We start from the raw sequence: 18100 nt of genomic DNA, 5'->3' as shown, positions 1-18100 counted from the left end.
ATACGAGCATGGATATCACCGAATATATGCAGGACGTGGGCACGCGCGCGCGCGCCGCTTCGCGCGCCATGGCGCGTGCCGACAGCGCCACGCGCAACCGCGCCCTGAGCCTGATCGCCGCGGCCATCGTGCGCGATGCGGATCTGCTGCGCGCGGCCAACCAGCGTGACCTCGATGCGGCAGCGGCCGCCGGCCTGGCGCCGGCCATGCTTGACCGCCTGACCCTGTCCGACTCTGCCATTGCCACCATGGTCGAAGGCTTGACGCAAATCGTCGCGCTGGCCGACCCGATCGGCGAGATCTCGAACATGAAATTTCGCCCGACGGGCATACAGGTGGGGCAGATGCGCGTGCCGCTGGGCGTCATCGGCATCATCTATGAAGCCCGCCCCAACGTGACGGTGGATGCGGCCGGTCTATGCATCAAGAGCGGCAACGCGACGATCCTGCGCGGCGGCTCGGAAGCCATCCATTGCAACCGCGCGCTGGCCAGGCTGGTGCAGGAAGGACTGCTGGGAGCAGGTCTTCCTGCCGATGCCGTGCAAGTGATCGACACCACCGACCGTGCCGCCGTCGGCGCCCTCATCACCATGCCGCAGTACGTGGATGTTATCGTGCCGCGCGGCGGCAAGGGCTTGATCGCGCGCCTGATGAACGAAGCCACCGTGCCGATGATCAAGCACCTCGATGGCATCTGCCACGTCTACATCGACGCCAAGGCCGATATCAAGAAAGCGCTGGACATCGGCTTCAACGCCAAGTGCCACCGCTATGGCACCTGCAACACCATGGAAACTTTGCTCGTGTCGCGTGCCATCGCCGCCACCGTGCTGCCACAGCTGGCCGAACTGTACCTCAGCAAGCAGGTGGAACTGCGCGCCGATGCGGAAAGCCATGCGATCCTGGCCGCTGCCGCTTACCCGCACCTGGTGGCAGCCACCGAGGAAGACTGGCGCACCGAATACCTGGCCGCCATCCTGTCGGTGAAGGTGGTCGAGGGCATCGACGAGGCGATGGACCACATCAACCGGTATTCGTCCAAGCACACGGAGTCCATCATCACGGAAGATTACAGCGACGCGCTGCGCTTCCTGCGGGAAGTAGATTCCGCCTCGGTGATGGTGAATGCTTCCACGCGCTTCGCCGACGGCTTCGAGTATGGCCTGGGCGCCGAAATCGGCATCTCGAACGACAAGCTGCATGCGCGCGGTCCCGTGGGGCTGGAAGGCCTGACGTCGCTCAAGTATGTGGTCTTCGGCCACGGCGAAGTGCGCAAATAGTCTCTTTCGCGGGCGGCCCACAAGGCGGTCCGCGCTCTCCTTTTTCGATACCTCTGACACTGGGAACCCCATGCTCTTTCTCTGGACTAAAGCCTTCCATATCATTTTTGTCATGTCCTGGTTCGCCGGCCTGTTTTATTTGCCGCGCATCTTCGTGAACCTGGCGATGGAGACGGAAACGGTGGCCACCGAGCGGCTGCTGCTGATGGCGCGCAAGCTGTACCGCTTTATGTCCCTGCTGGCGCTGCCGGCCATGGTGTTGGGGCTGGCACTGATGTGGATGCTGTACGGCGGGGGGGAAGGCCGCATGAAGATGCCGGGCTGGATGCATGCCAAGCTGACGTTCGTGGTGCTCCTGCTCGGCTATCACCACGCCTGCGGTTCCATCCTGCGCAAGTTTGAAAAAGGCGTCAACAAGCGCAGCCACACCTGGTTCCGCTGGTTTAACGAGGTGCCCGTGGTGATGCTGCTGGCCGTCGTCGTGCTGGTCGTGGTCAAGCCTTTCTAAGGGAGTCGAGATGAGTGCAAGCCAGAGCAAAGTCGTGCAGTATTTTTTTGCGCCCCACTCGCCATGGACCTACCTGGGGCATGCGCGTCTGATGGCCATCGCCGCGAAGACGGGCGCACAGATCGACGTGCGTCCCTTCGACCTGGGCAAGGTCTTCAGCGTTTCGGGCGGCCTGCCGCTGGCCAAGCGCGCGCCGCAGCGCCAGGCCTACCGCCTGGCCGAGCTGGCGCGCTGGTCGGCCTTTTTGCAAGTGCCATTGACCCTGCAGCCGAAGTTCTTTCCCGTCTCGCCGGAAGCGTCGGCCAAGCTGATCATCGCCACGCGCCTGGCGCATGGCGTGGACGCTTCGCTGAACCTGGCGCACGCCATCATGCGCGGCCTGTGGGCCGAGGAACGCAACATCGGTGACGAGGAAACCCTGGTGCAGATCGCGCTCGATGCCGGCTTCGATGGCCGCCAGTTGCTGAAGACGTCGGAAACGGCCAGCGTGCAGGCGGAATACGATGCCAACACGGATGCGGCCACCGCCGCTTCCGTCTTCGGTTCGCCGTGGTATATCGTCGATGGCGAAGGGTACTGGGGCCAGGACCGCCTCGATTTCGTCGAGCGGGAGCTGGAGAAATAAGTTTAGTTTTGATGCCGGGGTCTGACCCGGCGGGTCTGACCCCATTTTTTGCTTGTGGGTTTTAGTAAATTGTTTTTCAACGGATAAAGGGTACACCACCATGGCTTCATATTTTTGCCCATGCCCGCGCGGCATGGAAGCGGCGCTGGCCGAGGAACTGGGCGAGATCGCCCAGGATAGTGCGACCATGAAGGTCCACAACCAGGTGCCGGGCGGCGTACACTGCTCGGGCGACCTGCTCGATGCTTACCGCATCAACCTGCATTCGCGCATCGCTTCGCGCGTGCTGATGCGCATGGCCCATTCCGGCTACAAGACGGAAAATGACATTTATGACCTGACCCTGGCGCAAGCATGGGAAGACTGGTTCGGCGTGCACCATACGATCCGCGTCGACGTTACGGCCGTGAAATCGCCGCTGCGCAGCCTGGAGTTCACGACGTTGAAGATCAAGGATGCGATCTGCGACCGCTTCCGCGACCAGTTCAACGAGCGTCCATCCGTCAACACCAAGACGCCGGACATGCGCATCGTCGGCTTCCTTGACGCGCACACGTTTACCGTCTATCTCGACACTTCAGGCGAAGCCCTGTTCAAACGCGGCTGGCGCGAAGAGACGGGCGACGCGCCGCTGCGCGAAAACCTGGCCGCCGGCCTGCTGCGCGTGTCGGGCTGGAAGCCTGGCATGGTGCTGTTCGACCCGATGTGCGGTTCCGGCACCATCCTGGCCGAAGCGGCGCAGATGCTGCAGGGCATTCCACCGGGCGCGTCGCGCCAGTTCGCGTTTGAAAACTTCCACGACTTCGATCCCGCGCCGTGGAATGCCATGAAAAACGCCATCAAGGTCAATCCGCTGCCGGCAGAACCGACCATTTTCGGCAGCGACATCTCGGGCGACATGGTCGCCATGACGCGTCATAACCTGCGTTGCGCCGGCGTGCGCTTCGACGTGCCGTTGAAGCAGATCGAGGCACAGGAAGTCAAGCCACCAAGCGACGTGCCCGGCATCATGCTGACCAACCCGCCGTACGGTGAGCGTATCGGCGTGCGCGGCGACAGCACCATCCCGGAAGATGAACTGTCGACTTCCTTTTATTCGGCCATGGGCACGACCCTGAAGCAGCGCTTCGCCGGCTGGACCGTGTTCCTGTTTACGGCCGACCTGGGCCTGCCCAAGCTGCTGCGGCTGAAGGAGGCGCGCAAGACGCCATTCTTCAACGGCGCGCTGGAATGCCGTTTGTTCCGCTTTGATATGGTCGCCGGCTACAATCGCCGCGAAGAAGCCAAGCCAAAAAATAACTGATCAAACCTGCTGCGCGTCGGGATAGGCGGCCTGTGATGCTCGCCGTACTCGTGTACGGCTGCGCTTCTCGGCCACCTCTCCCTTCCGCTCGCGACGGTTTTATCAGCTATTTTGGAGTCTGTAGACGTTTGTAGTAACGCAGTACCTCGCGCGGACCGAAACCGGTCCGCGCGCCACCTTGGATCCGCCATGTTTCCCACCCCTCCGGCCAATGTACCGCCCGACCCGGTCACGCCCGTTCCGCCTCCTACACCAAGCCACATGGCGCCGCTGAGCCGCGGTGCGCTGGCCATGATGCTGGCCGGGCTATCGATGCTGGGACCCTTGTCGATCGACACCTATTTGCCCGCCTTTGGCGCGATACAGGGATCGCTGCAGGCCTCGCCGCTGGAGGTGCAGCAGTCGTTGACGTTCTACATGCTGGCCTTTGCCGGCATGGTGCTGTGGCATGGCGCGATCTCGGATACCTTCGGCCGGCGCAATGTCATCCTCGTGTCGCTGCTGATGTTTGCCATTGGCTCGCTCGGCTGCGCCTCGGCGCACACGGTGCACTATCTGTGGTTCTTCCGCATCATGCAGGGCGTCTCGGCGGGTGCTGGCGTGGTGATCAGCCGCGCCATCATTCGTGATCTGTATGCCGATGCGGCAGCGGCGCGGCTGCTGTCGCTGGTGACGATGATCTTTTCCATCGCTCCGGCCGTAGCGCCCATTCTAGGCGGCTGGATCGTCATCTGGTTCGACTGGCGCTCGATCTTCCTGTTCCTCGCCTTTTACACGGTGGTGCTGCTGGCGTTCTGCTACTGGCGCCTGCCCGAGACCCTGCCGATGGAAAAGCGCCAGCCTTTCAACCCCCGCTTCCTGGCGTCGAGCTATGGCCAAATCCTGCGCTCGCCCCTGTTCCACATCAAGGCCGGCATCGTCGCGCTCAATTTCGCGGGCCTGTTCCTGTTCATTACGGCCGCACCGGAAATGCTGCCCAAGCAGCTGCACCTGGGACCGTCGCAGTTCGGCTGGTTGTTCATTCCCTGCGTGAGCGGCATTTTCATGGGGGCGCTGGCGGCCAACCGCATCGCCGGCAAGGTCACGTTCGCGCGCCAGATCGGCATCGGCTTTACCTTCCTGCTGTGTGCGGCCAGCGTCAATGTCGTGTACCACCTGTTCCTGCCGCCATCCTTGCCATGGTCGGTGCTGCCGCTGTTCTTTTACACCTTCGGCATGTCCCTGGTAGGGCCGGGTGCTACTTTGCTGGCGCTGGACCTGTTCCCGCATATCCGCGGCACAGTGGCGTCGTGCCAGTCGTTCGCCAGCACCTTGCTGGGCGCTGTGGTGGCTGGCGTGATTTCGCCGTTACTGTCCGGCTCCGTGTTGTGGCTGGCGTCCGGCCAGTTGGCGTTTACAGGTCTGGCCTTGGCGCTGTGGCTGATTTCCCGGCGTTTCCGTCACCGTTTGCTCGGTGTCTTGAAGGCATAGTTTCCAACGCAGAACGCTGGATTTATTTCAACTTAATTTTCTATATTGCAAGTAATATCCGGCGCTTATGATAAGATGACTTTTTTTCCCGGCATCCTCTCAGGCAGTTTATTTTTGGTTACAGGAGTGGAGGATTCCTCTGAACGTGGCCGCGCTTCGCTGCTGAGCGCTCTTCCTTTTCAAACCGGCAATGCCTGATACGATGCATCAATCTGATCAAGATATTCGCAATCGCCTGCTGATTGCCCGCCTGCCGGCCATGCCGCAGATCCTCATCAAGCTGATCGCCCACCTGCAGGCCGACGATGCCGGCATGCCGGAACTGGCGGCACTGATCGCCAAGGATGCGGGCATGACCAGCAAGATCCTCGGTGTGGCCAACAGTTCCGCCTACCATCGCCAGGATAAGGCCGTCAGCCTGGAGCAGTCGCTCGTCTCGCTGGGCACGGACATGATCAAGACCCTGGTCATCAGCGAATCCGTCTTCCAGACCTTCAGCAGCTTTCCCCATTCCGGCAGCACCGATTTGCGCGCTTTCTGGAAAAGCTCGCTGTCGGCTGCCGTCATGGCGCGTGCACTGGCCAAGGCCATGGCTTATCCGCACGTCGAGGAAGCTTATCTGGCCGGCTTGCTGCACAACGTGGGCCGCCTGGCCCTGCTGGCCACGGCGCCGAAAGAATATGCGTTCAATTTTACGGCGCGTGATGACGCCGCCCTGTGCGCGGTGGAGCAGCGCACCTTGCAGATCACGCATGCGGAAGCGGGCGCCTGGCTGATCGAACGCTGGCACCTCGATTCCTTCCTGGCCGATAGCGTGCTGTATCACCATGAGCCGCTGGCCCGCCTGGAGGCGAGCCACCCGCTGATCCGCATCGTGCGCCTGGCGCATGTACTGTGCTGCCATGCCGACGATGCCGGGTCGATCACGCAGGCGGCAAGCCTGTGCGGGCTGGAGGTCGAGGTGCTGGAAACCCTGATCGGCAGTGCCGCGCGCCAAGTGGAGCTGGCCGCGCAGCATCTGGGCATCGACCTGGCTGGCGCCGACGATATCGCCGTGCCACCCGCGTTTGCGCCGCCGCTCGATCCGGTGCAGCAGCGGCTTTCCGATGAAGTGCGCAATATGGTGCTGGTGTCGGAAGTGGGCCAGACCTTCGCGCGCCAGCAGGGCGAAACCAGCTTGCTGGAAGCCATCACGCGCTCGGCGCGCATCCTGTTCGATTTCGAGACGACCGTCATCCTGCTGCAAGACCCTACCGGCCATGCACTTGTCGGCGTGGCGGCGGGCGAACAGCAGCAGCGCCTGGCCGGCTTTTCGATACCGCTGGCCAAGGGGGGGGCCCTTGCCGCCTCGGCGCTTGAGTGCCGTCCTGCCTTCCTGAAGCGCGACATGCCGGCGCTGGGCGTCGTCGAGGAGCAGCTGTTCCGCATCCTCGGCACGGACAGCCTGGTGTGCCTGCCGCTGGTGGCGGGGCAGCGCAGCCTGGGCGTACTGATAGGCGGCGTGGCAGCATGGCAGATTCCCGCCAGCCAGAAGCGCGAGGGCTTTCTGCGCGCATTTGGCAACCAGGCCGCGAGCGCACTGGAGACTGCAATCAGCGCGCGCGGACTGGCGCGACGCCAGCTCGATCACGTGGCCGACGAATACCGCGCCGCCTCGCGTCGCGTCGTGCACGAAGTGAATAACCCGCTATCCATCATCAAGAATTACCTGAGCGTGCTCGATCACAAGCTGGAAAAGCAGGAGCCGGTGGCGGGAGAAATGTCGATCCTCAACGAGGAGATCGACCGGGTCGGCCAGCTGATTAACGGCCTGGCCGATCTGCAGCCGGTGGCGGCCAGTGGCGTTACCGATTGCGCGCGCGTGGTTGACGACGTGCTGCGCTTGTTCCGCACCACCGAATTTTTGCCGGCGAAGATCGAAGTGCTCACGCGCCTGCAGGATGGACCCAGCGAGGTGGAAGCGGATGCGGATACGCTCAAGCAAATCCTGCTCAACCTGCTGAAAAATGCCGTCGAAGCCTTGCCGGACGGCGGACGCATCGAGGTGGTCAACCGCGGCCATGTGAACCGCGACCGGCGGCTGTACCTGGAGTTGTGCATCAGCGACAATGGCGCTGGCCTGGCGCCGGACGTGCTGGCCAATCTGTTCTCGCCGGTGCGCAGCGGCAAGGCGGGCGCGCATCACGGCCTGGGCCTGTCCATCGTGCATGAGCTGGTCACGCGCCTGCATGGCTTGATCAGCTGCCGCAGCAGCAAGGCCGGTACCTCGTTTGAAATCCTGCTGCCCGTTCCCGTGTCCAACGGGGCTGCCGCCGCTTCCGGCGCCATGCCCGCGCTCGGCAATACTGCTCTGTCTTCGTAACGTTCATGAATTCCTCCGCCATTCCGTTCGACCTGGAAAATAGCCCACGCATCCTGCTGGTCGACGACGAGCCCCGGCTGCTCTCCTCCCTGCATGAATTGCTGAAGGACCGCGGCTATCAGCTGCATACGGCCACCTGCGGCAGCGAGGCGCTGGCGCAATTGTCGAAGTTGCGCTTCGACCTGATCCTGCTGGACCTGCGCCTGCCGGACATGAACGGCCATGAAATCATGGACCATATCAACCGGCGCGGCATCGAGGGCGACGTGATCGTCATGAGCGGCGATGTCGGCATCGAGGCGGCCATCGGCGCCCTGAAGCGCGGCGCCTACGATTATCTGCGCAAGCCGTACAGCCGCGAGGAGCTGCTCAAGACGGTGGAAAATGCGCTGCAAAAGCGCAAGCTGGCGTACGATAACGAGCGCATTGCGCTGCAACTGGAAAACTCGGAAAAGATGTACCGGTATCTGGTCGACAGTTCGCCAGACATCATCTATACCCTGAATCACGAAGGCCGCATTACCTTCATCAACGACCGCGTGCACCAGTTGCTGGGATTTAGCCGCGAGGAGCTGATCGGCAGCCATTATTCCATCCTTGTCCACGACGAAGACCAGGAGCGCGCACGCTATGCCTTCAACGAGCGTCGGCTCGACGAGCGCGCCTCGCGCAATGTGGAGCTGCGCCTGAAGTGCCACAGCGGCAGCGGCAGCGACCGCACCTTCAACAACACCCTGATGACGATCCCGCTCAACTCGATCGGCGTGCACAGCCTCGATCACGAGGCGAGGAAGCAGGAATACTTCGGTACCTATGGCGTGGCGCGCGATATCACCGACCGCAAGCGCGCGGAGGAAGTCATCTCCTATCAGGCCTACCACGATATCCTGACGGACTTGCCGAACCGTATGCTGTTCAAGGATCGCCTGGGTCTGGCGGTGATCCAGGCACGGCGCAAGCTGACGGAACTGGCCGTAATGTTCATCGACCTGGACCGTTTCAAGCTGGTCAACGACACCCTTGGCCACGTGAAGGGCGACGAGTTGCTGCAGCAGGTGGCGCTGCGCCTGAAGGATTGTCTGCGTCGCGGTGATACCCTGGCACGCCAGGGCGGCGATGAATTTACCATCGTTCTGCCTGAATTGCGCGACCGCCAGGACGCGCGTCTGATCGCCGACAAGTTCCTCGAATGCCTGCATCAGCCGTTCGACCTTGATGGCAACCAGGTGCACATCTCCGCGTCAATCGGCATCGCCATTTATCCGGGCGACGGCGAGACCATCGACGAGCTGCTGCGCCATGCCGACATCGCCATGTATCAGGTCAAGGCGCTGGGCAAGAATGGCCACAGTTTTTATCACGAGTCCATGCTCGATGTGTCGCACCAGAAAATCGCACTGGAACAGAGCTTGCGCAAGGCGCTGGAACTGAACCAGCTGGAGATGTACTACCAGCCGCAGGTCGACGTGACGACGGGCCGTATCGTCGGCGCGGAAGGATTGATGCGCTGGAACCATCCGCAGCGCGGTTTGCTGACGGCTGGAGAATTCCTGCCGTTTGCCGAGGAAAACGGCTTGATGCTGCCGATTTCGGACTGGATGCTGGGCGCGCTGTGCCGCGACCTGCTGCAGTGGGATGCGGCCGGTGGCGAAGCCGTGCGCCTGTCGCTGAATCTGTCGCCGCAGTACCTGGACCGGGGCGACTTTTTCGAGAAGATGCGCGGCGCGCTGACGCGCTACGGCATCGCGCCGGAAAAGATTGAAGTGGAGATCACGGAAAACATCTGCATCCGCAATCCGCAGTACGCGATCGAGCAGTTGAACAAGCTGTGCCAGCTGGGCGTTTCGGTCGCCATCGATGATTTCGGCACCGGCTATTCCTCGCTATCGTACCTGCACCGTTTCCCTATCCACACGATCAAGATCGACCAGTCGTTTGTGAAGGAAATCCACGACGAGCACGGACATTACCCCGTCATCCTGGCCATCATCTCGATTGCGCGCGGGCTGGGTCTGCACCTGATCGCGGAGGGGGTGGAGACGGAAGGCCAGGCGCGCTATCTGCAGGACAAGGGCTGTACCACCATGCAGGGCTATCTGTATCACCGGCCCATTTCGCTGGGCAGTTTTATCAACGTGCTGCAGGAACAGAACCGCCTGATTGCCGATCGCGCCCCCGGCGCCGCGCAGGCGCTGAGTGTCGAGGCTTGAGCATGCCGCTTGCCGACGCCCGCTACACGGCCGACTACCTGCGCCTGAAGGGCCTGGCCGAGAAAGGCAATGCGAATGCCCAGCATAGCCTGGGTTTCATGCATTTCAATGGCCAGGGAATCGAACAAAGCTATGCGCTGGCGCTGCACTGGTACGGCCTGGCTGCGGCGCAGGGACTCGAGCATGCACAATACAACCTGGGCGTGATGTGCCAGAAGGGCCAGGGCGTGGCGCAGGACTTCAAGCAGGCCGCACACTGGTACCAGCAGGCGGCCGAGCAGGGCTATGCGGCGGCGCAGTACAACCTGGGCTGGCTGTACGCCAAGGGCCAGGGCATCGCGCAGGACAGCGCCCAGGCCATGCTGTGGTTCAGCCGTGCCGCCGAGCAGGGCGATGCGGGCGCACAAAACAATCTGGGCATGATGTACGACAACGGCAAGGGCGTGCCACAGGATTTTGCGCAAGCCATCGCCTGGTACCGCAAGGCGGCTGAGCAAGGTTATGCGCGCGCGCAGTTCAACCTGGCACTGCGCTATGACAATGGCCAGGGCGTGCGCCAGGATCGCCAGCAGGCGAGCGCCTGGCTGCGCAAGGCGGCCGAGCAAGACTATGCACCGGCCCAGTTCAACCTGGCGCTGCGTTATGAAAACGGCGACGTGCTGCCACAGGACAGTCAGCTGGCCATCCATTGGTATCGCCGCGCGGCGCAGCAGGGTCACGCCAGCTCGCTGTTCAACCTGGGCCTGATCTATGACAATGGCCAGGGCGTGCCTTGCGATAAACAGGCGGCGCTGGAATGGTATGTCAAGGCGGCGGACCTGGGCCATGCGGCGGCCCAGCATAACCTGGGTCTGCATCACGAGCATGGCGCGCACGATTACGCGCAGGCGCAGGCGTTTTACCGCCAGGCAGCCGAACAGGGCTTCCCCGCCGCCCAGTACCAGCTGGGACTGTTGTCTGAACAAGGACAGGGTATGCCGGAGGATGCGCAGCAAGCCGTGTACTGGTACCGCAAGGCGGCCGAGCAGGGGCACGTGCGGGCGCAGTTCGACCTGGGCCTGCGTTATGAAAACGGCAGGGGCGTACCGCAGGATTTACTGCTGGCGCTGGAGTGGTACCGCCGTGCGGCCGAGCAGGATTACGCGCCGGCGCAATACATGCAGGGCGTATTGCATGACCGCGACGACGGTCCCGCGCCCGACAGCCAGCAGGCCTGCGCCTGCTATTGCCGCGCCGCCGCGCAGGGCCACAGCCTGGCGCAGTTCGCACTGGGACTGCGTCATGACAATGGCCAGGATGTGCCGCAAGACTACGCCGCCGCCTGGGATTGGTATGCGCTGGCCGCGCGCCAGGGGCATGCGCGGGCCCAGTTGAACCTGGGCCTGATGGCCGCCAGCGGCCAGGGCGGTCCGCTCGATTTGCAGCAGGCGTATATCTGGCTGTCGATGGCGGCAGCGGCCGGCGTGTCCGGTGCGGAAAAGTCCTTGCGCCAGACGGCGGCGCGCATGCGCGAGGCGGATCTGATCCAGGTGCGCCAGCGCCTGGAGGCGCTGGCCGATAATTCACTTTCTCATTAAAAATCATGGCAGGCGCTGGCGCCTACGGTGCGTGGCTGGCCTGCCGACGCTGCAAAGGCATTTGTGTCCGCGCCCGTCAGGTCGGGGAAGTCGCGCTTGTCGCACAGCTTGCGTGCCCACGGCGAGAATCCCGGCGCGCGTCCCTTGGCCCACGCGCCAGCCTGCGCTGGCGTTGCTCTGCACATCGCCGTGCAGGCGCCAATAGCACGAGTTGTTGATGTCGCCAAAGCTTCCCGGTGCGCAGTGCCCGGCCGGCGTCGGCACTGCTCCACCGGCCATTGCACGCGGGCGTAGAAAATCCCTTGCGGGACACCGTTGACGCGGTTGCCAGCGATGCTGTGGCTGCCCTTGCCGTAGCCCGCAGGGGGAGCGTATTGCGCAGGCCATGGAGGGGCAGGGGCAAGGCAGTGGCCGCAATGCCGTCAGGTACGATGCGCGTGCCTATCTGGCTGCCTGGCATCTCAAGAAGTGGTCTGTATTTAGTGACATCGTTATTTTTACTGAAAACGGTTAAAGTCATCTTCAAGAAAGATGGTGCATATTCGTCACGAATGATAGTATCATAATAGTCACAAAAGATATTAAATACTTAATGTTATGTCGCAGTGGCACGTTCAGTCAGGTCGTCCATCGGCGAATGCACACTCGGGAATGCCTGTGAATTCGTTCAAGTGAACAAAGGAAAGCAATATGATTTTAGTGACTGGCGGCGCCGGCTTCATCGGTTCCAACTTTGTAAGAGACTGGCTGGCGCTCAACGATGAGCCCGTAATCAATTTTGACAAACTGACCTATGCTGGCAATCTCAGCAATCTGGCCAGTCTGGAACAAGACCCGCGCCATATCTTTGTGCGCGGTGATATTTGCGATACTGCCCATGTCTCGCGCTTGCTGGCAGAGCACCAGCCGCGCGCGATCGTGCATTTTGCCGCGGAAAGCCATGTCGATCGTTCGATTCATAGCCCTGGCGAATTCATTACCACCAACGTCAACGGCACCTTCAGCCTGCTCGAGGCCGCGCGCGCCTATTGGTCAGGTTTGGCAGGCGATGCCAGGGACGGCTTCCGCTTCCTGCACGTCTCTACCGACGAGGTATACGGCACACTGGGTCCGCATGACCCGCCGTTCACGGAAACGACGCCTTATGCGCCAAACAGCCCGTATTCGGCATCAAAGGCGGCCTCTGACCATCTGGTGCGCTCCTACTTCCATACCTATGGCATGCCGGTGCTGACGACGAACTGTTCGAACAATTATGGCGCCTGCCATTTCCCGGAAAAACTGATCCCACTCGTTATTAGCAATGCCCGCGCTGGCAAGGCCCTGCCTATCTATGGCGATGGCATGCAGGTGCGCGACTGGCTGTACGTGGGCGACCATTGCTCGGCGATTCGCCGCGTGCTCGAGGCAGGACGATTGGGCGAGGTGTACAACGTGGGTGGCTGGAACGAGATGGCCAACCTGGAAGTCGTGCACACCTTGTGCGATATCCTCGACACGCTCGATCCGAAAGCCTCCGGCAGCTATCGCGAGCAAATCACCTACGTGCAGGATCGCCCTGGCCACGACCGCCGCTATGCCATTGATGCACGCAAGATCGAACGCGAACTGGGCTGGAAGCCGGCCGAAACGTTCGCCACCGGCATACGCAAAACCGTCCAGTGGTATCTGGACAACCAGGCTTGGGTGCACGATGTTCAATCGGGCGACTACCTGAAGTGGGTAGAAAAAAATTACGCGGCACGCGATGCGGTCCAGGAGCAGCAATAATGGAAACAAGCAACGAACGCAAGGGCATCATCCTGGCTGGCGGTTCCGGCACGCGCCTGTATCCCGTCACCATGGCGGTATCGAAGCAGCTGCTGCCCGTGTATGACAAACCGATGATCTACTATCCGCTGACGACCCTGATGCTGGCCGGAATACGCGACATCCTCATCATTTCCACGCCGCAAGACACGCCGCGCTTCCAGGAATTGCTGGGTGACGGCAGCCAGTGGGGTATCAAGCTCAGCTACGCTGTGCAACCCACACCCGATGGCCTGGCACAAGCCTTCATCATCGGCCGTGAATTCGTCGGTGACGCACCGTCGGCGCTGATCTTGGGCGACAACATCTATTACGGCAATGACTTCGAAACGCAGTTGCGCCAAGCATCCGCGCGCACCAGCGGTTCTACCGTGTTCGCCTACCATGTCACCGATCCGGAACGCTATGGCGTGGTCGATTTCGATGAGCAGCGTCGCGCCATCAACATCGAGGAAAAGCCGCTCAAGCCAAAATCGAATTACGCCGTGACCGGCTTGTACTTCTACGACAGCCAGGTGTGCGACATCGCCGCCGCCATTGTCCCCTCGGCGCGTGGCGAACTGGAAATTACCGACGTCAACCGTGCCTACCTGGAACGCGGCCAGCTGAACGTCGAACTGATGGGCCGCGGCATGGCCTGGCTCGATACCGGCACGCATGAATCCCTGCTCGAGGCGGGTCAGTTCATCGCCACCATCGAAAATCGCCAGGGCTTAAAGGTTGCCTGTCCGGAGGAAATCGCCTACCGTCGCGGCTACATTGATGCGGCCAAGCTTGATGCGTTGGCGCAACCCCTGAAAAAGAACGCTTACGGGCAATACCTGCTGCGTCTGCTCGAAGAAAAAGTATACAAGGCCTGAGCGATTCATTTTATATTATGCAAATCCAAACTACCGCAATACCAGGCGTTCTGATGATCGAGCCTACCGTGTTCGGCGATGACCGTGGCTTTTTCTACGAAAGCTTCAACCAGAAGCGCTTTACCGAATTGACTGGCGTCACGCGCGACTTCGTGCAGGACAATCATTCCAAGTCCGCCAAGGGGGTCTTGCGCGGTTTGCATTATCAGATTCAGCAGCCGCAAGGCAAGTTAGTACGTGTGACCGCCGGCCAGGTCTTTGACGTCGCCGTCGACCTGCGCAAAAGCTCGCCGACGTTTGGTCAATGGGTGGGCGTGACCTTATCAGCGGCCAACAAACGCCAGCTATGGATACCGGAAGGCTTTGCGCACGGCTTCATGGTCACCAGCGACAGTGCCGAGTTTTTGTACAAGACGACCGACTACTGGGCACCAGAGTTCGAGCGCAGCCTCCTCTGGAACGACCCGGCCATCGGCATCGACTGGCCGCTCGATGGCGAGCCACTGCTGTCCGGCAAAGATAAAATCGCTACCTTGCTGGCCAATGCCGACGTTTTTTCCTGACCGCTCCCGATCAATTTTCCACACTGAAACAAGCCTATTTCATGAGCCGTATTTTAATCACAGGAAAAACCGGTCAGGTCGGTTATGAACTCGAACGCAGCCTGCAGGGCCTGGGAGAAATCTTTGCACTCGATCGCAGCCAGATGGACCTGGCCGACCTGGACCAGGTACGCGACGTCATCCGCCGCATCAAGCCGACCCTGATCGTCAACCCCGCCGCCTATACTGCGGTGGACAAGGCGGAGAGCGAGCCAGACCTGGCACTGCGTATCAATGGCGAGGCGCCGAGTGTCATGGCCGAGGAAGCAAAGAGACTAGGCGCAGCAATGATTCATTACAGCACCGATTATGTCTTTGATGGATCGAAAAACGGTCCCTACGTCGAAGCCGATCCGACCGGCCCTGTAAATGTGTATGGCAGCAGCAAGCTGGCCGGCGAACAGGCAATCGAGGCAGCCGGCATTCCGCACCTGATCCTGCGTACCAGCTGGGTCTACAGCACGCATGGGAAGAACTTTCTGCTGACCATGCTCCGCCTGGCGCAGGAGCGCGAAGAGCTGAGTATCGTTTCCGACCAGTTCGGTGCGCCGACCTGGAGCCGAACCATCGCCGACACCACCGCGCATATCGTGGCGCAAAGCGTGGCTGCCGCAGATCGTCAAGCGTGGTGGAACAACTATTCTGGGTTGTATCACCTGACGGCACAAGGACAAACCAGCTGGTTTGGCTTCACCGAAGCGATCATGGCACATGCCTCGATTGCTAAGAAGCCGCGTCTCAAACCGATACTGGCGCAAGCCTATCCGCTTCCAGCACGGCGACCTGCCAATTCGGTGCTGTCCTCGGAACGGTTGAAGAAGACCTTCTGCGGACTGCCGCAATGGCAGGATGCGTTGACGCTATGCCAAGACCAAGGGTGTAAATAACTTTGTGAAAACGGTCATGTGGCAGGACACTGCCGCCCTCAAGGAGAAACCATGACCGTTGCAAAAGCCGGACAAGCGGGCCAGCTACGATCCCTGGCTGCTCAAGCCAAGCCAAGCCAAGCCAAGCCAAGCCAAGCCAAGCCAAGCCAAGCCAAGATTGCTGGCCCACTACCGTAAGCCCGAAGACCTGATCGGTGAAAATGGCATCTATATTTGCCATATAGTCCAGATTCCTGCTGGGTACGCCGCCGCACCGGGCGCCATTCTACAAATTTGCCAAGTCCTCGCTATCCCGCGTAAAATGCAGGCTTCGCGGGTGTAGCTCAATGGTAGAGCAGAAGCTTCCCAAGCTTACGACGAGGGTTCGATTCCCTTCACCCGCTCCATTTTCCGCTGGCGCCTGGCATTGTGCGGCGCGGCTACTTACTTCTTCACTCCCATGTCTTCAGATATCCCAGCAAACGGCCCTGCGCGGCCGATGATGTACGATCCGACCGAACACCGCATCCGCAGCTTCGTGACCCGCGCGGGAAGGTTGTCTGTCGCGCAGGCGCGCGCGCTTGAGACCTTGGGGCCACAGTTCCTGTTGCCTTTTGCTAAAGAACCTATGGATTTCGAGCAGGTGTTCGGCCGCAAGGCGCCCGTCATCCTGGAAATCGGCTTTGGCATGGGCGCGACCACGGCGCATATCGCCAAGGCCATGCCGGAGAAGGATTTTGTTGGCGTCGAAGTGCATACGCCGGGTGTCGGCAGCCTGTTGAAACTGATCGGTGAAGAATCGCTGACGAATCTGCGTCTGTTGCAGCACGATGCCGTGGAAGTGCTTACGCACATGATTCCAGCCAATTCGCTGGCCGGCATCCACGTGTTTTTCCCAGATCCATGGCACAAGGCGCGGCACAACAAGCGCCGGCTGATCCAGTCGCCGTTCGTCAAGCAGTTGACCGATCGTCTGGCGCCGGGCGGCTATCTGCATTGCGCCACCGATTGGGAAGATTACGCAGTGCAAATGCTGGAAGTGCTGGGCGCCGAGCCGCAATTGCAAAACAGTGCGGAAGGCTATGCGCCGCAGCCAGCATATCGTCCGCTGACCAAGTTTGAAAACCGCGGCCTGAAGCTGGGCCATGGCGTGTGGGATCTGGTGTTCATCAAGAAGTAAACGCATTGGGCGGCTTGCCTGCCGGTATCGTTTACACGAGAATTAGCCTGCTGCGGTGACGCAGCGGGCTTTTTTATTGTTCGCGCTGCCGTGTGCACGCTTGGCAAGGTGGCCAAATTCCGTTAATCTTATCTTTTTTATATTGATTGAGATTATGACCAAGAAAATACTCGTGACTGGCGCATCGGGTTTTATCGGCTCGCACACTTGCGTCGAATTGCTGGCGGCTGGTTTTGATGTGGTCGCGGTGGATAATCTCAGCAATAGCGCACGCGAGGCGATGGTCCGCGTGGAGCGCATCTCCGGCAAGAGCGTGCCCTTCCATGAAGCCGACGTGCGCGACCGGGCCGCCATGTCTGCCGTCTTGCGCGAACACGCTATCGATGCGGTGATCCACTTCGCTGGCCTGAAGGCCGTGGGCGAATCCGTAGCGCAACCGTTGATGTACATGGATAACAACGTCACGGGTACCGTAGCCTTGCTGGAGGTGCTGGCGGCGGCGAATGTGAAGCGATTTTTGTTCAGCTCGTCGGCGACCGTGTATGGCGATCCGGAAGCCTTGCCCATCGTGGAGACGTCGCGCCTGTCCGTGACCAACCCATATGGCCGCTCCAAGCTGATGGTCGAGCAGATCCTGGCCGATCTCGTGCGTGCCGACGCCCAGTGGCAAGTGGGCGTGTTGCGCTACTTCAACCCCGTTGGAGCGCATGCCAGCGGCTTGATCGGCGAAGATCCGGCCGGTATCCCGAACAACCTGATGCCCTTCATCGCCCAGGTAGCCGTGGGTCGCCGCGAGCGCCTCGCCGTCTTCGGCGACGACTACCCGACGCCAGATGGCACGGGCGTGCGCGACTACATTCACGTGGTCGACCTGGCGCTCGGCCATGTAGCCGCGCTGAACCGCCTGTTCTCCACCGAGGGCGGCTTTACCGTCAACCTGGGCACGGGCCACGGCTACAGCGTGCTCGATACCGTGCGCGCCTTCGAGGCCGCCAGCGGGCGCCAGGTCCCCTACGACATCGTCCCGCGCCGCCCCGGCGACATCGCCAGCTGCTACGCCTCCGCCGACAAGGCGAAGGAACTCCTGGGCTGGCAAGCGCAGAAAACCATCGACGACATGTGCCGCGACCACTGGCGCTGGCAGCACCAGAACCCGCAAGGCTACGCGGCGTAAAAAAGTCATCGGATACAAAAAATCCCGCTCACATGGCAATGTGGCGGGATTTTTTTGAGGTGCCAGCAAGCCAATGCGCCTGAAACCAATGCCCAGGGATGGATGCCAGTATGCTGCACCCTGCTTCGGGTAGCGATCAGTACAAAAAATCCCGCTCACACAAAGTGTGGCGGGATTTTTTTAAAAGCGCCAATAACCCGATGGCGCCTGAAAAATGTCCAGGGCTAGGCGTCGCCCCGAAGACAGTACGCTAGTACGGCGAGGGGCAGGCAAC

General features: G+C 61.1%; 15 protein-coding genes and 1 tRNA gene. All 16 read left to right on the top strand.

Annotated elements, in window-relative coordinates:
- Positions 1-8 precede the first annotated feature (8 nt).
- Positions 9-1280: a glutamate-5-semialdehyde dehydrogenase gene (locus tag CBW50_RS05745; RefSeq protein ID WP_086144648.1), complete on the top strand. Its 1272-nt coding sequence runs from the start codon at positions 9-11 to the stop codon at positions 1278-1280.
- Between the two features lie 70 nt (positions 1281-1350).
- Positions 1351-1788: a CopD family protein gene (locus tag CBW50_RS05740; protein ID WP_086144647.1), complete on the top strand. Its 438-nt coding sequence runs from the start codon at positions 1351-1353 to the stop codon at positions 1786-1788.
- Positions 1789-1798: 10 nt separating this feature from the next.
- Positions 1799-2413 carry a 2-hydroxychromene-2-carboxylate isomerase gene (locus tag CBW50_RS05735; RefSeq protein ID WP_086144646.1) on the top strand — a complete coding sequence of 205 codons (615 nt, stop codon included), beginning with the start codon at positions 1799-1801 and terminating at the stop codon, positions 2411-2413.
- 133 nt (positions 2414-2546) lie between these two features.
- Positions 2547-3716 carry a class I SAM-dependent RNA methyltransferase gene (locus CBW50_RS05730; protein WP_086144645.1) on the top strand — a complete coding sequence of 390 codons (1170 nt, stop codon included), beginning with the start codon at positions 2547-2549 and terminating at the stop codon, positions 3714-3716.
- Positions 3717-3905: 189 nt separating this feature from the next.
- Positions 3906-5186 (top strand): multidrug effflux MFS transporter, encoded by a 1281-nt coding sequence (locus CBW50_RS05725; protein ID WP_216356321.1) that lies wholly within the window; start codon positions 3906-3908, stop codon positions 5184-5186.
- Between the two features lie 202 nt (positions 5187-5388).
- Complete coding sequence (locus tag CBW50_RS05720) at positions 5389-7548, top strand: HDOD domain-containing protein (RefSeq protein ID WP_172404682.1); 2160 nt, start codon at positions 5389-5391, stop codon at positions 7546-7548.
- A 5-nt stretch (positions 7549-7553) separates the two neighbouring features.
- Positions 7554-9758 carry an EAL domain-containing protein gene (locus CBW50_RS05715; RefSeq protein ID WP_086144642.1) on the top strand — a complete coding sequence of 735 codons (2205 nt, stop codon included), beginning with the start codon at positions 7554-7556 and terminating at the stop codon, positions 9756-9758.
- Between the two features lie 2 nt (positions 9759-9760).
- Entirely contained in the window at positions 9761-11335 is a 1575-nt protein-coding gene (locus CBW50_RS05710) for an SEL1-like repeat protein (protein ID WP_086144641.1), read from the top strand.
- A gap of 690 nt (positions 11336-12025) precedes the next feature.
- Positions 12026-13105: a dTDP-glucose 4,6-dehydratase gene (gene rfbB, locus CBW50_RS05705; protein ID WP_086144640.1), complete on the top strand. Its 1080-nt coding sequence runs from the start codon at positions 12026-12028 to the stop codon at positions 13103-13105.
- Entirely contained in the window at positions 13105-14004 is a 900-nt protein-coding gene (rfbA, locus tag CBW50_RS05700) for a glucose-1-phosphate thymidylyltransferase RfbA (RefSeq protein WP_086144639.1), read from the top strand. The genes rfbB and rfbA overlap by 1 nt, the downstream gene beginning before the upstream one ends.
- Before the next feature lie 17 nt (positions 14005-14021).
- On the top strand, positions 14022-14567 hold the full coding sequence (rfbC, locus tag CBW50_RS05695; protein ID WP_086144638.1) for a dTDP-4-dehydrorhamnose 3,5-epimerase: 546 nt from the start codon (positions 14022-14024) through the stop codon (positions 14565-14567).
- A gap of 41 nt (positions 14568-14608) precedes the next feature.
- Positions 14609-15493 carry a dTDP-4-dehydrorhamnose reductase gene (rfbD, locus tag CBW50_RS05690; RefSeq protein WP_086144637.1) on the top strand — a complete coding sequence of 295 codons (885 nt, stop codon included), beginning with the start codon at positions 14609-14611 and terminating at the stop codon, positions 15491-15493.
- Positions 15494-15551: 58 nt separating this feature from the next.
- Positions 15552-15815 (top strand): hypothetical protein, encoded by a 264-nt coding sequence (locus CBW50_RS05685; protein ID WP_086144636.1) that lies wholly within the window; start codon positions 15552-15554, stop codon positions 15813-15815.
- Positions 15806-15879: transfer RNA gene (locus CBW50_RS05680), tRNA-Gly, on the top strand. Before CBW50_RS05685 ends, CBW50_RS05680 begins: the two co-directional genes overlap by 10 nt.
- 92 nt (positions 15880-15971) lie before the next feature.
- Positions 15972-16652, top strand: coding sequence for a tRNA (guanosine(46)-N7)-methyltransferase TrmB (trmB, locus tag CBW50_RS05675; RefSeq protein WP_086144635.1), 681 nt, complete (start codon positions 15972-15974; stop codon positions 16650-16652).
- A 154-nt stretch (positions 16653-16806) separates the two neighbouring features.
- The gene (galE, locus tag CBW50_RS05670; protein ID WP_086144634.1) at positions 16807-17826 is read left to right on the top strand and encodes a UDP-glucose 4-epimerase GalE; all 1020 of its coding nucleotides are present in this window, start codon (positions 16807-16809) and stop codon (positions 17824-17826) included.
- Positions 17827-18100: the final 274 nt, after the last annotated feature.

The sequence above is a fragment of the Janthinobacterium sp. GW458P genome, from assembly GCF_002127585.1.
Lineage (GTDB): Bacteria > Pseudomonadota > Gammaproteobacteria > Burkholderiales > Burkholderiaceae_D > Janthinobacterium.
Note: the sequence above shows the minus strand (reverse complement) of the source record. Positions and strands in the feature narration are given on the sequence as shown.